Raw genomic sequence first — 14,171 nt, forward strand, 5'->3', positions numbered from 1 at the left:
TTTTACGGTTACTTAAGACCTGTTTGCTTCAGATCCGGATTTGCTTTTTACAAAAAAAGCGACAATCAGCGAAGTGACTGTTCCCATCATGATTGCGCTTATAGTACTCTGAATCATATAATTCTCCAGGTTAAAATAGGCTTCAGCTTCCGCTCTTGTTTTATGATATCCGGTTTTAAGCGAATATTCAATAACGTTCGGGAAATATTCCGGGGTAATAATAGTCGAGATTATCCATTGGGTAAGCGGACTAAAAATGGTTACTATCAGCGTGATAATCATACCGGCCAGGAGTCCCTGCCTGAAATTCATCACACCATTGTAATAATTTTTCTTTTTGTCTTTAAGCGCCAGGACGTAAATCCAGATGGCGGGTATCATAAACAACATGGTCAGATACTGATGCTTATCAATGTGTGTACTGTGAAGTCCGCATAATTTTTCGAGTACCATCCACAATAAGGAAACGATAAGGAATACAACCGCCCATTTAATTTCTATCCTGATCCTGTTCATCTTTACTACTTTTAAGTATTTATAAATTTTTTATGTTTTCACAATACCAAGCATTAAAAAATAAATATTCTTTATTTTTTTAGCTAAATTAATAAAAATAAAAATGCAAAAATCATCATCCGCATAACGAAAACATATTGTTTTGTTGTATTTTTCGACTTAGCAGAATAGTCACCACCGGAAGGCAGCTGTTGTTTTATTTTATCCTATCTGATTGTCTATAAGCCAATGCCAAAAAAGGTACCGTAACTTTCAGGTTAAACCATCTACCAGCAGCAGTATTCTGTTAGCAAAATAGCCGCGAAGGCATCACGCATTAAATTTCACATGTTTTTGTTGCAAAAAACAACTAATAATCAATAAATTAACTTATTAACAAAATAATAAATACATAAAAACAAGAATTACAAAATAAAAAATATTTTTAATTCTGGATTTTTATTAAATTTAAGTGCCAAAAATTTATTATAAATAAATAGACCTATGGAACTTAAAATCACTAAAGTTGAAGGTGGGGGCACATTGGATGAAAAAATTGTTTTAGACGTTATTTCCGATTGCGATCTGGCAGATTATATTCTTGCCGATACTGCTTATGACGAAAACAACGGCATGCGCTGCAAGCTAAGACACAAACACTGGTTTAAACATTTAAAAGTGAAGGCCGGTGACATTGTAGAGCTGTATACTAAAGCGGGAAGGGATTCCAGATCGACATTAAAAGAAAGAAAAAGCACTAAGCACCTGCTCCATTGGGGACTGAAAAGCAGTCTGTGGAACAGCAACGGTGAAGGATCGGTACTGTTTAAAATTTGTTAGCAGCCCGATTTCTTTAACGATGCCACACTGGTGTCGTTCCAACAAAGCCCTGGTATCCCCCCTATCAGGGTTTTTACATTATATTACTTTCGTTGACGACGATTATCACAATACATCAAAACCATTTTACGGGTTGTAAAATGGTTTTGATGTATTGTGGTTCGTACTTTTTATACCGCTTCAAATTCTTTCGGGTACTGCACGGTTCCGCTTTTATTTTGCAAAGCCAGGTCTTCCAGTTCAATGCCCATAAAAACGGCTGTCGGAACATCAAAAGGTGCTTTTATTTGCCATTTTTCTGTAGGCTCAAAACCAAATTTCGGATAGTAGTGTTCGTGTCCCAATACAATAACCGAAGTGAATCCTGATGCTTTTGCTTTTTGAAGTCCTGCCTGTATGAGCAGTCCTCCGATACCCTGCTTTTGAAATTCAGGGCTTACCGCCATGGGTGCCAGTGCCAGGCTTTCAAATTCCTTACCATCGGCAGCTATAATTTTAATCATGGTAAACAATATATGCCCTACAACCGTATTACCGGATACGGCAACTAAAGAAAGTTCCGGGATAAAGACCTCACTATTGCGGCGCAGCGCATCAACCAGCTTTGCTTCTCCATCCTGTGGGAAAGCGGCAACGTTGAGCTTGAATACTGCAGCAATGTCTTCTGGTTTTTCCTGCCTGATGCTTATTTCCATTTGTTTAATTTTTTATCGTGTTCATTAAGTGCTGGAATGCTTCAATAAAAAGCCCGATATGGTAACCATCCATCAAACCGTGATGTGCGTGAATGGAAACCGGCATTGTTTTAACGCCATTTTCTTCCGTCCATTTTCCAAAAGAAATTTTCGGACTGCTGTCCGGAAACGTAAAACTTCTGGCATGTGACAATGCTGTAAAATCCAGCCAAGGTGCTGCCGAACAGTGAATAACATTTTCACCGGAAACGGCTGGTATCAATCCGGTACTGTTTCGTACTGCATCCATTTCTTCTGACGCTTTTTCCTGAAATACTTTTTCATCCTCGTGATAATCCATATAGGAAAATCCGAAGGTTCCATCCGGACGATTGATTGTTGCCGATGCAGTAACCGTATCAAACAGTACTACTTTTTTATCGACAATACGGTAACGGAATTCTTCAATACTGTTGGCTGCTTTTAAAGCACGATAAAGATACAATAAGAAAAACGACTGTTCCTGCTCTTTAGCAAAATCATAAGCCTGTGTACAATCGATCTTTAAGGTTACCCCAAAAAATGGTTCTTCAAATTGTGAGAAAAAAGCATAATGATCTTTGCGCTTCCAGTCTGATAAGTTTATTTCTTTCATATATGTGTTTTTTGTGAATTTATGGGTATGGGATTTATTTTTGTTTATTTGATAACTGCCCTTTCAATACTTTGCCTTTTGCCTTTTTATCTATATTGAAATAGCATACATCATAATTTGTAATTATTTTTTGCCCCTTGCCTTTTGCCCTTTGCCCCTTGCTAATTGCCCTTTGCCCTTTGCTAATTACCTTTTACCAATCACTCTTTCTTCTTATTTTTGTATTTTTAAAGTGCAAAATTCGCGCATACCCACACCCTAAAAAAAGGACATTTGTCCCGGCACTAAAAATATGTTACGAACCAACCTTTCATTTTTATCTTTTACAGAAGCCCTCTATGAAAAGCATCCGCAGTCGGAAGACATAGTACTAACTACCTTTTCAAAAGGAGAACTCCTGTTACATCAGGACGGAAAAGCATCGAAAGTTTTTATACTGAAAGAAGGTATTATCAAGTGTTTTTTCCGGGAAGAAAACGGTAAGGACTATATCCTGGAATTTATGAGTGAAGGGGAAATTGTTGGCGAAATTGAAGTGATCAAAAACAGCAACTGTCTTTGTAATGTAGAGGCCATTACGGCTGTAAAAGCCTATGCTATACCGGTGACTCTTTTTAGAAATTTACTGGAACAGGATGCTAATTTTAACCGGTTAATACTGGAAGAATTAGCCGAACGGATCATCAACACCAGCAGCAGGGCTTCCTCACAACAATTGTATACAATAGAATACGGATTGCGGAAAATACTGGAACTGCAAGCCAAACAGGACATTATTATTTCAAAAGAAGATATGGCAGCTTACCTGGGCATTACCACCCGGAGTTTAAACCGTGCCTTAAAAGAACTTTAAATGTGTTTTATAAAACGAACACCTGCCACTATATAAGGTAGAAGTTACACAGAAGGAATCACAACAAAATACAATCGCCGGGTTTTGGCAATCCGGTATCGCAAATACTTTTAGTACTCACCTACCTAACAAAAATCCCGGAGCTGTGACTCAGATCCGGGATAAAACGGTGCAAATGCCTGCCAAGCGATTATTTCACGTGACAGTCTGTTTCTTGTTTTACTTTTTTCAGTAAGACCTGAGCGGAATTTTCCGTTACTTCCTGGCAATAGAGTTTTGCAGATCCCATTCCGGTGGCTGTTGTTACCAATTCGACATAATTGGTTTTGCCTTCAACTACCGTGATCGTTAACGGATCCATTTTACCGGCGGGCAGTCCGCCGCTACGTGTGGTAAGCTGATGCTCCCCTACCGGAACGTCATGGGACGAAAACCGGTTATTCTTTAATTTACAGGTCAGCTTACCGTCAATATATACTTTGTCGTTCACTAAAGCGCCTTGTTCTCCGGTATAGCGGATAAAGACAACTTTCCCTGTTTTTTCCTGTGAAAAGGCACTAAATGACCCGGCCACCAATAGCATAACAAATAAAAGCAGTTGTGTTTTTTTCATAAATCATGTTATTTAATCAGAAACTAAATATACTACATTATTCATTATCAAATATTTAAAAATACCGGCATTTCGTCATTTTTTACACTATTTCAAATCGTTTCAGTATTTATATGACAATTCTTTCAGGAGTATTTTCAGAATCCGTTACCAATACTTCTCAATTTGCAGTATCGAATTCTTAACATCCCAAAAACCATGTTAAGAATTACACAATCGGCGGCAGCACCTTTAAACCTTATTTACTTTTTGCTTGTCGTTCCATTTCAAACATTCGCAATTAACAAATATTTTAAATCGGTAACATTCTGTTTAATAAAGAATAACCTATAGCTTACTATAACACAATCTTGGAATCCGGAATTTTTAACACCGACCTTTTAAGTTTGTATAGCATTGATTATCAATGTTAGAACCAAAAAACTTTTAATTATGAAAAAACAATTACACAGGACATTCAGTAATGCATGTCTGCTTTTGACGACTTTACTGGTCGGCTCAGCGATGTGGGGTCAGGTTACGTTACCGGGCACTTCCCCTTATTCGGAAAATTTCAACACCACACCGGGTGCTTCCGGAACGGCTTATCCTACAGGATGGTCTTCCTATAATGGTACTGCTGTGGACAATGCGATGATTGTGGGTAATGCTGCTTCTACATCGGGTGCCAATTATAATTATGCTTCAAAAATCGGGATCTTAGGATCCGGTAGTGCTTTTTCACCGGGTTCCATAGTATTGCGATTAACCAATACAGCCGGTAAAACGGGTTTAAAGATTTCGTATGACGTTATCAAAATAAGAGAACAGGCAAGAAGCAATTCTTTCAATCTTGAAATCAGTACGACCTCTGCAACCAGTGGTTTTACAGCTGTTAGCGGTGGTGCTTATGCTTCAGGAAACCTTGCAGAAGGTACAACTACTGCTTATACGAATATTAACCTTTCCGCTATTGACAATACCAGCGGTAACGTATGGATCCGTTGGAGCTATGACGAAATCAGCGGAACCGGCAGTCGTGACGGTATCGCATTGGATAACGTTGTGCTTTCCTGGGGAGCTGATGCGCCTATGGTAACTACTGTAGCGGCTAATGCTATTACGGCTTCATCGGCTACTTTAAACGGAACAATCAATGCAAACAACCAGACTGTTTCTGCCCTATTCAACTGGGGTGCTACTACTGCCTACGGAAACAGTATTGCGGCAACACCGGCTACAGTAAGCGGAACTTCTGTTACGGCTGTTAGTGCTGTGGTAAATTCGTTAGCGCCAAATACTTTATACAACTTCAGAGCTGCGGGAACTGCTGCTACAACAACAAACGGAAACAATTCCAGTTTTTATACATTAGCGAATGTACCGGGATTACTGACTGTTGGCAATCCTGCTATCACTACTTTAGATATTACGATTACTGCCACTACACAAAACAGCAATCCTGCTGCTACTACCTATGCTATCCGTGAGGCTTCCGGAAGTTATGTACAGGCAAACGGTACTTTAGGCGTAAACGCTGTATGGCAGACATCTGCACAGTGGGGAACTGTAACCGTAACCGGTCTTACAGACAATACCGCATATACATTTATCACTAAAGCAAGAAACGCGGCTACTCCGGCTGTAGAAACAGCTTTCAGCGATGCTGTTTCCGGAACAACATTAGTAAATACCTTACCAACGTTGGCTGTTGGTACACTACGTCCGTTCGGTTCCGTTTGTGTGCTTCAGTCCTCAGATGTACAATCATTTTCTGTGAGCGGAATCAACCTTACTACGGATGCTGTTGTAGTAGGTCCTTTGGCAGGTTATACTTTTTCTGAAACGGCTACCGGAACCTTTACACCGTCTTTATCACTTTCCCAGGCCGGAGGTACTTTTAACGCTACCGTATACGTTCGTTTTGAACCAACTGCTGCCATTGCCTATAGCGGAAACATTACCGTAATTGGTGGTGGTGCTTCGGCCCTTACTGTTGCTGCTTCCGGAACAGGGATCAATACCTTATCATCGGTTACTACTGTTGAAGCCGGTGCTTTAACACCATCGACTGCAAAAGTTACTGCGGAAGTTAGCGCCGAAGGATGTGCTGCCGTAACCGAAAGAGGAATTGTTTACAGTACTACTGCCAATCCGGTAATCGGAGGAACAAATGTTGTTAAAGTAAGCAATGCCGGAACAGGAATTGGTAATTATACAACTACTTTATCCGGTTTGATCGGAGGAACACTTTATTATACTAAAGCATATAGCATTACAGCTGCCGGCGTGAGCTATGGTACTGTTTTAACGTTTACAACACTTCCTGTTATGGCTCCTGTAGCTACTGCTGCTACAGCAATTACACACAATAGCTTTACTGCTAACTGGGATGCTTCTGAAGGCGCTGTGGATTACCGTGTGGATGTAAGCCAGTCGCCTACATTCGGAACCTCATCAGCGGCTACCGATCTATTTTTCTCGGAATATGTAGAAGGTACTGCTTCCAATAAATATGTTGAAATTTACAATGGTACAGGTGCTGCTGTTAATCTATCCGATTACAGAGTACGTTTATATTCTAACGGTAGCACATCGGCTTCCGGTTCTGCAAATGATGTACAGTTATCCGGTACTTTAGCCAATGGTGCTACTATCGTATTGAAAAATGCTGCGGCTACTATTTATACCGGAACAGCTACTGTAGTGGCTTCTGTTAACTTTAACGGTAATGATGCTGTTGCTTTATATAAAATATCGGCTGCTTCAAACGTGGATATCATCGGAAGAATCGGTGAAAATCCGGGTACTGCCTGGACAACTGCTGCCAGTTCTACAGTTGACAAAACATTAGTACGTAAACCGGCTGTTGCCAGCGGTGTTACGGTAAATCCAGCTGCCGGTTTCCCTACATTGGAAACAGAATGGACTGTATTAAACACTAACGATGTGAGCGATTTAGGTTCGCATACTTTCGCCGGGTTAACACCTTCTTTTGTTGCCGGTTATGAAAATGTAACCGTTAACGGTACTTCTTTAGACGTTACTGGTCTTGTACCGGTTACGACTTACTATTACAGAGTCAGAGCCGTTGCCGGAAACACCAGCGACAACTCGAACACCATCGAAGTAGCGACTATTGTTAATACACAACCAACGCTTACGGTTACTGAATTAGCGCCTTTCGGCGATGTGTGTGCCAATGCTTTAAGCAGCATAAACACGATTACCATATCCGGTATCAACCTTACTACCGATGCTATCGTTGTAGGTCCTACAGATGGTTTTACCTATGCAACCTCAGCTACCGGTCCTTTTACCGCTTCTGTTAGTCTTACTCAGGCAGGTGGTACTTTTACACAGGATGTTTTTGTACGTTTTGAGCCTACAGACGCCCTTACTTATAACGGTGATGTAACCATCATTGGTGGTGGTACCGAAACTTTTACTTTAGCTTCCGGAAACGGAGTGAGCACTGTCGCAACGGTTAACACTACTGCTGCCGAAGTATTAAGCGCTTCAACGGCTAAAGTTACTGCTGAAGTTACCGTACAGGGTTGTTCTACAGTAACCGAAAGAGGAATTGTTTACAGCCTTACCGCTGATCCGGAAATTGACGGAATCGGTGTTACAAAAGTGACCGATGCCGGAACAGGTGCCGGAACGTATGTGCTTTCTATTTCCGGTTTAATCGGAGAAACACTTTACTATACCAGAGCATACAGCGTTAACAACGGTGGTATCAGCTACGGTGCTGCTTTAACGTTCACAACCGATCCGGTTATTGCTCCGGTTGCAACTGCCGCTACAGCTATTACCAACGTGAGCTTTACTGCTAACTGGGATGCTTCGGAAGGAGCTGTGGATTACCGTGTGGATGTAAGCCAGTCGCCTACATTCGGAACGGCTGCTCCTGCTTCAGATTTATTCTTCTCGGAATATGTGGAAGGAACAGGTACTAACAAATATGTGGAAATCTATAATGGTACTGGTGCTGCTGTTGATTTATCAGACTACAGAGTACGTTTGTATTCTAACGGAAGTACTTCGGCTGCCGGTTCTGCAAATGATGTACAGTTATCCGGTACTTTAGCCAATGGTGCTACTATCGTATTGAGAAATGCTGCGGCTACTATTTATACCGGAACAGCTACTGTAGTGGCTTCTGTTAACTTTAACGGTAACGATGCGGTTGCTTTATACAAAATATCGACTGCTTCAAACGTAGACATCATCGGAAGAATCGGTGAAAATCCGGGTACTGCCTGGACGGCAACCGGAATTACTACCGTTGACAAAACATTGGTTAGAAAAGCGTCAGTAACAGGTGGTGTTACCGTAAATCCTACAGCCGGCTTCCCAACTTTGGCTACAGAATGGACCGTATTGGACACAAATGATGTGAGCAATTTAGGTTCACACACCTATTCCGGATTAACGGCTTCTTTTGTTCCGGGATACGAAAACGTTACCGTTAGCGGTACAAACCTTAACGTTACCGGATTAACAGCCAATACCAACTATTACTACAGAGTAAGAGCCGTTGCCGGTAATACCAGCGACAACTCAAATACTATTGCGGTAACTACTGCTGCTTTCAGCGCTAAAACAGCTGTTAAAAACGAATTGGTTAACAAGGTGAATGCTTTCAACCAAAATGGTGTTTTAAACCTGACGTCATCTAATGATGCTATTCAGTCGGTTGTAGTATATGATATGTCCGGAAAAGTTTTATATGCTTCCGACAAATTCAACTCACAGGAAGTAATAATCGCAAACCTGAACAGCTCTAACCAGGTAATCATCGTTAAAATCATTACAGCTGCTAATGAAACAGTAACGAAAAAAATGGTATACTAATCCTTTCTTTACCCCTTTATTTACAATGCCTCTTCTCCGGAAGAGGCATTTTTTTTGCTTTTTTTTCTTTACATAAAGTTTAAACAGTTAACCTTTAGTTAGGAAAGTTATAACAGTTAGCTTACAGTAATACAACCTTAATCCTTTGACAACTTGTTATTTAAACCCAACCTTTGTAATCAATGACACTTATATAAATGAAAACTAACTAAAAAAATGATGATGAAATTTTTCCCTCAAAAATTTTTACGTGACTTTCTGCTCTTTATGGTATTGATGACCATCGGTACTTCGCAAGGGCAATCGATCTGGACCAACACTATTGACGGTACCAATCCTGCCACTGCCAATCCGTTTACCAGCGGAGACGTGAACGATTCTGATATTACCGTAAGCGGTATCGGAAGAGGTTCTGGTATTAGTGCCAATGCCGGCGCAGACCGGTATAATGCGACGGGTTTCACGACCTCTGCAAGTATAGATGCCAACGATTATTTTTCGTTTACCTTAACGCCGGTGGGCAGTGCTAAAATCAACTTTAGCAGTTTTGCCTTTACAACACAGCGCTCCAACACCGGACCGGTATCGGGGATTGTAAAATCCAGCTTGGACAATTATTCGGCAACCATCGGGGCAGTTTTTACAATCGGAACAGCTGCCAATACATCAACGATTACGTTAACCGATGCGGCTTACCAGAATATTGCTTCGGCCATCACTTTCCGTGTATACTATTATAAAGCCAATGGCGGAACAGGGACTGCCAGTATCAATGATTTTGTTTTCAGCGGTACAGTATCCTCCGCCGTAATCAATACCCCTTCTCCAACATCTTTAGCCTTCGGAAATGTGACTACCAATACCAATTCCGTTTCCAAAAGTTTTACAGTAAGCGGTACCGGTATCAGCGGTAGTATAGCTGTAGCTGTACCTGCTCCTTACCAGGTGAGTAACAATAGTACAACCGGCTTTGCTTCAAGCTTTAATTTAGCTGCTGCCGGCGGAACGGTTTATGTGCGTTTCAGCCCGACAGCAACCGGATCGCAGCCCGCTACAGTGACTTTGAGCGCTGCCGGAGCGACAAATAAAACCGTTGCATTAACCGGTACGGGAGTATTGCCGCCAAGCCTGACAACAACTACCCATTCATACGGTCCTTTTTGCAACGGAATTGCCAATACTTTAAGCGTTGCTTTTACAACTCAGGGCACATTTGACAATACTGATTTTCATGTACAAATTTCAGATGCCAATGGTATCTTTACCAATACACAAACCAACATTATCGGAACAGGAACTTTAAGTCCTGTAACCGCTTCTTTTCCAGCCGGTTTAGCACCGGGTAATTATAAGGTTCGTATGCTTCAGGTATCGAACAGCAGTGTACTGACATTCAGTGCAAACGACAACGGCAGTGCAATTAATGTGTCCAGCAATACCTGGACAGGCACCACCAATAGTGACTGGAATACTGCAGCCAACTGGTCCTGCGGTGTTGTCCCTACCGGAGCAATGGCAGCCGTTATTGCCCAGGTAGCCAATCCGGCAATTGTTTCCGGAAATATGACTGCCAATGCAGCCGCACTTACCGTTAATACCGGAGCCACACTGGTTGTAACCGGCGGTAGCAACCTGAATCTTACCGATGCCTTAAACGTGGCTAACGGCGGTACCGTTACGTTCGAAAACAACAGTAACCTGATACAGCAAAACAATGTGGTAAACCAGGGTACCGTAAACATACACCGCAACAGTTCTTCATTATACAACCTGGATTATACGATCTGGTCTGCTCCTACTGCAGGAACGCAGACATTAAAAGCATTCTCCCCGAATACGCTGGATGAGCGCTTTTATGTGTACAACACGGCTCAGAATGCCTATAGCAATTACACCAGTACTTCCGGAATATTCGGCAGTAATCCGAATGCGGTTACGTTTACAGCCGCAAAAGGCTATCTTATCCGCATGCCGGACGGACTTCCAGCCGGACAAACAACCACTTTTAACGGATTGTTTACCGGAACACCAAACAACGGGGCTGTTACCCTTTCTCTAAGCACCGGCGGAAACCGTTATAACGCTGTAGGAAACCCGTATCCGTCACCAATTAACATCTGGGACTTTATCGATGCCAATGCCGGAAACCTGGACAACGGTACCCTTTACTTCTGGAGAAAAACGAACAATCCTGCCGAAACTACTTATGCTACGATAACAAAACTGGCTTATAATGCCAATACCGCAGCGGGCGGAGATACCGGATCGGCTGTTTTTGCCGGCAATACTGCCCAGTGGACAATCAATACCGGACAGGGATTCTTTGTCAAAGCAGCACCAGCAGCTACCAGCCTTGTTTTTAACAATGCGATGCGCCGGGCAGCAAACAACAACCAGTTCTTTAAAACTGCTGCGACTGCCACTCCGGTTGAGCCGGAAATCTCCCGGTTTTCGTTAAACCTTTCGGACAATGCCAATGCTTTCGGCCAAACGGTTATCGGCTATACAAACGTTACAACCAATAATCTCGATTACGGCTGGGACGGATTGCTGTTAAACGATGGTGACCTTGCCATCTATACGAAAGCGGACAATACCAAATTAGCCATTCAGGCAAGAGCCGGATTCAGCGTACAGGATGTTGTTCCGGTAAGCTATAAGGCTGTCAATGGCGGAAATATAACATTGTCACTAAACAATTTTGAAGGACTGTTCAGCAATCAGAATATTTACCTGAAAGATAAAACCCTAAATGCAATCCACGATTTGAAGTCCGGCAGCTACGCGTTTACAACCGAAGCCGGAACTTTTGAAAACCGTTTTGAAATCGTTTATGAGAACAGCGTTTTAAGCACTCCTGATTTTGATGCAAACCAGGTGGTGGTGTACAAACAAAACCATGCTTTACACATCAATAGCGGTAACACCGTATTGTCCGGTATTAAAATATTCGACATCAGCGGCCGACTGGTTTACGAGCAAAACAACGTAGATGCTACGGAAGCCGTTATCAGCAATCTTAACGTTAGTCAGCAGGTATTGATCGTACAGCTGGTTACAGCGGCAAATACTACCGTTAGCAAGAAAATAATTTATTAATTTTTGAATCTACTTATCATGACATCCAAACTAATAAAAATATACTTTTTTACGGTACTGTTGCTAAGCGATTTTGTACTGTTTGCTCAGGACGACGAAGATCCCGGAAACGGATTTGACGACGGCGGTACCGTTGAAGATCCCATAGTCCCTATCAACACCCAAATGATCTGGCTGCTGTTAATGGGTATTGCCTTTGCTTTCTACTACTTCCGAAAGCTACAGCTTAAAAAATAATTGCTAAGATTATCATAATCCAAAACCCGGCTGTCTAGTCGGGTTTTGTTATATAAAAAAAGAATTAGGAATTACGATATATCCAATATTAGATTTATGAAGTTTGATTTACGAAAATCTAAAATTCAACAATTTAGTTGTTTGTAAGTCCTACCTCATACTTCAACTATCTCATATCAAATATTAGATATATGAGGTTTGATTTACAATGCCGCACCTCACTTCATACTTCAAATATCATCCTTCCTACCTCACATATCTAACTTCTTGCCTTTTATTTCTTGCCTCTTGCTATTTGCTATTTGCCCTTTGCCTTTTACCTCCCTTCATTTCCCAAAAACAATTACACCAAAACCCACTATTCTTTCAATTTCCTGATTATTTTAGTAAAAAAAGTAGTAACGGTCAAAATTTAGGATTTGGTTCTGCTGTTGTGTCTAATATTGTCTTCGATTTGGATATCACTGAATCAGATTTTATTAATAACTTAAACCTTATACTATGAAAACAAAGTATTTAAATCAGGCGGAACTGGACAATCATGCGAATCAGTTAAATCCGGACCATTGGGAATATTGGCATTCCAGAGAAGAAAATTAATTCCGGCAGCATAGCAATGAACCTGGTTTCATTGCTATGTGCTTAAAAACACTAAAAAATGAGAGCCTTTTTCAAAATAGCAGAACAAGTACTTATGCATCAGGACGGCGCACTTGCCACGGAATTATTTGAAGCCTTTTACAGTCACCACTATGGGAGTCTGGAGAAAGCGCAGGAAGTATTTTCAGCATTACAGGCATCGGCCGGTTCGGAAGCTGAATTTCAGGAAAAACTGAATGAAAAAATTGCCGGGGATTTACCGGTTAAAGAGATGCAGGCTCTAAATGAGTTGATGCTGCAGGTAACAGGTTTTAATTCGTTAGTAAATCTGGATATTGAAAACTGGGTTATCAGCAGTAATATCACTCAGGAAAAATTTGACCGGATCGTAGCATTCATAAAAATTTTTGAACAGGTCATATTACAAAAATTCAACCAGGACAAAGAAGCTTTAAAAGCTTATCTAAAATATACCTTCGCTTCCAAAATCATGTTTTCAATTAAGGAAACCCGCGAGGAACTGATGTTTAAAAACCAAAAGACATTTAAAAAATGGCTGAATCATTTTTATCCCGGTAAATTTGATAACCGCCGCTATATTAATATCCTGGAGTATGCAGACATTATGCAAAAGTTTATTTTACATCCGGATGAAACATCTTTTGATTTTGAGAACAAACTACCGGACTATCAAAAACGCCTGAACGAAGGACTTATTTTTCCAAAATCACGCCTGAAAAAATTCACCCGGCACGATTACAAACTACTACAGGCAGAATTCGCCGACAATGAAGAAATCTTAAAATTAGCCCTACCCAAAAATGCTGACTTTTTCCCTTATTCCATTGCGCAGAATATTATCAAACACTTGGTTTAAGCGATAGAATGAAGAATTAGGAATTACGAATTAGGAATTACGAAATTTGATATATGAAAATCAAGAATTCAACTATTTAGTTATTAGAAGACCTGAATCATACTTCATACTTCGTACTTCATATATCGTATATCAAATATTAGATTTACGAAGTTTGATATACGAAGGTCACAAATTCAACGATTCAGTTGTTTGGAAGTCCTACATCGTACTTCGTACCTCATATATCAAATATCTTACTTCTTGCTTTTTACCTATTGCTTCTTGCTAATTGCTCTTTGCCTTTTGCTCTTTGCCTTTTGCCTTTTGCCTCTTCACAATATAAAGTTCAATTTACGATATTCATAATTCAAACTTCTCACCCCATATATCTCAAAACCTAACATTTG

10 protein-coding genes are annotated in these 14,171 nt (G+C 40.9%); 6 read left to right on the plus strand and 4 right to left on the minus strand.

The genetic code is table 11. From position 1 onward, the window contains the following. Positions 1 to 12: 12 nt before the first annotated feature. Positions 13 to 516, minus strand: coding sequence for a DUF4199 domain-containing protein (locus BGO42_RS14200; RefSeq protein WP_273244665.1), 504 nt, complete (start codon positions 514 to 516; stop codon positions 13 to 15). A 483-nt stretch (positions 517 to 999) separates the two neighbouring features. Between BGO42_RS14200 and BGO42_RS14205 the strand changes: the two genes are divergently transcribed. After that, a complete protein-coding gene (locus tag BGO42_RS14205; protein ID WP_177733837.1) occupies positions 1,000 to 1,335 on the plus strand; it encodes a hypothetical protein in 336 nt (111 codons plus the stop codon). A 170-nt stretch (positions 1,336 to 1,505) separates the two neighbouring features. On the opposite strand, the gene BGO42_RS14210 is transcribed toward BGO42_RS14205, so the two are convergent. Together BGO42_RS14210 and BGO42_RS14215 are read right to left on the minus strand one after the other, a co-directional pair. Further along, on the minus strand, positions 1,506 to 2,030 hold the full coding sequence (locus tag BGO42_RS14210; RefSeq protein ID WP_273244662.1) for a GNAT family N-acetyltransferase: 525 nt from the start codon (positions 2,028 to 2,030) through the stop codon (positions 1,506 to 1,508). A gap of 4 nt (positions 2,031 to 2,034) precedes the next feature. Next, the gene (locus BGO42_RS14215; RefSeq protein ID WP_273244660.1) at positions 2,035 to 2,664 is read right to left on the minus strand and encodes a chloramphenicol acetyltransferase; all 630 of its coding nucleotides are present in this window, start codon (positions 2,662 to 2,664) and stop codon (positions 2,035 to 2,037) included. A 292-nt stretch (positions 2,665 to 2,956) separates the two neighbouring features. Here BGO42_RS14215 and BGO42_RS14220 point away from each other — a divergent pair, with 292 nt between their 5' ends. After that, positions 2,957 to 3,517 (plus strand): Crp/Fnr family transcriptional regulator, encoded by a 561-nt coding sequence (locus BGO42_RS14220; protein WP_273244658.1) that lies wholly within the window; start codon positions 2,957 to 2,959, stop codon positions 3,515 to 3,517. A 190-nt stretch (positions 3,518 to 3,707) separates the two neighbouring features. Here the strand turns inward: BGO42_RS14220 and BGO42_RS14225 are convergent, their stop codons facing one another. Then, on the minus strand, positions 3,708 to 4,130 hold the full coding sequence (locus BGO42_RS14225; protein ID WP_273244656.1) for a hypothetical protein: 423 nt from the start codon (positions 4,128 to 4,130) through the stop codon (positions 3,708 to 3,710). Between the two features lie 432 nt (positions 4,131 to 4,562). On the opposite strand from BGO42_RS14225, the gene BGO42_RS14230 reads away from it, so the two are divergent. The 4 genes from BGO42_RS14230 (at position 4,563) to BGO42_RS14245 (ending at position 13,782) form a co-directional block, all read left to right on the plus strand. Next, the gene (locus BGO42_RS14230; RefSeq protein ID WP_273244654.1) at positions 4,563 to 8,969 is read left to right on the plus strand and encodes a lamin tail domain-containing protein; all 4,407 of its coding nucleotides are present in this window, start codon (positions 4,563 to 4,565) and stop codon (positions 8,967 to 8,969) included. A 216-nt stretch (positions 8,970 to 9,185) separates the two neighbouring features. Further along, positions 9,186 to 12,068, plus strand: a complete 2,883-nt coding sequence (locus BGO42_RS14235) for a RemA C-terminal-like gliding motility protein (RefSeq protein ID WP_273244652.1) — start codon at positions 9,186 to 9,188, stop codon at positions 12,066 to 12,068. Positions 12,069 to 12,086: 18 nt separating this feature from the next. Continuing rightward, the gene (locus tag BGO42_RS14240; protein WP_177733822.1) at positions 12,087 to 12,305 is read left to right on the plus strand and encodes an Fjoh_0651 family PID-CTERM protein; all 219 of its coding nucleotides are present in this window, start codon (positions 12,087 to 12,089) and stop codon (positions 12,303 to 12,305) included. Between the two features lie 658 nt (positions 12,306 to 12,963). Then, positions 12,964 to 13,782, plus strand: a complete 819-nt coding sequence (locus BGO42_RS14245; RefSeq protein ID WP_273244650.1) for a hypothetical protein — start codon at positions 12,964 to 12,966, stop codon at positions 13,780 to 13,782. Positions 13,783 to 14,171: the final 389 nt, after the last annotated feature.

It is taken from the genome of Flavobacterium sp. 40-81 (genome assembly GCF_001898245.1).
Taxonomy (GTDB): domain Bacteria; phylum Bacteroidota; class Bacteroidia; order Flavobacteriales; family Flavobacteriaceae; genus Flavobacterium; species Flavobacterium inviolabile.

What these genes read in the sequence shown, in the direction of transcription:
- BGO42_RS14200 (WP_273244665.1), bottom strand. Translation starts at nt 516, where the DNA reads ATGAACAGGATCAGGATAGAAATTAAATGGGCGGTTGTATTCCTTATC.
- BGO42_RS14205 (WP_177733837.1), top strand. Translation starts at nt 1,000, where the DNA reads ATGGAACTTAAAATCACTAAAGTTGAAGGTGGGGGCACATTGGATGAA.
- BGO42_RS14210 (WP_273244662.1), bottom strand. Translation starts at nt 2,030, where the DNA reads ATGGAAATAAGCATCAGGCAGGAAAAACCAGAAGACATTGCTGCAGTA.
- BGO42_RS14215 (WP_273244660.1), bottom strand. Translation starts at nt 2,664, where the DNA reads ATGAAAGAAATAAACTTATCAGACTGGAAGCGCAAAGATCATTATGCT.
- BGO42_RS14220 (WP_273244658.1), top strand. Translation starts at nt 2,957, where the DNA reads ATGTTACGAACCAACCTTTCATTTTTATCTTTTACAGAAGCCCTCTAT.
- BGO42_RS14225 (WP_273244656.1), bottom strand. Translation starts at nt 4,130, where the DNA reads ATGAAAAAAACACAACTGCTTTTATTTGTTATGCTATTGGTGGCCGGG.
- BGO42_RS14230 (WP_273244654.1), top strand. Translation starts at nt 4,563, where the DNA reads ATGAAAAAACAATTACACAGGACATTCAGTAATGCATGTCTGCTTTTG.
- BGO42_RS14235 (WP_273244652.1), top strand. Translation starts at nt 9,186, where the DNA reads ATGATGATGAAATTTTTCCCTCAAAAATTTTTACGTGACTTTCTGCTC.
- BGO42_RS14240 (WP_177733822.1), top strand. Translation starts at nt 12,087, where the DNA reads ATGACATCCAAACTAATAAAAATATACTTTTTTACGGTACTGTTGCTA.
- BGO42_RS14245 (WP_273244650.1), top strand. Translation starts at nt 12,964, where the DNA reads ATGAGAGCCTTTTTCAAAATAGCAGAACAAGTACTTATGCATCAGGAC.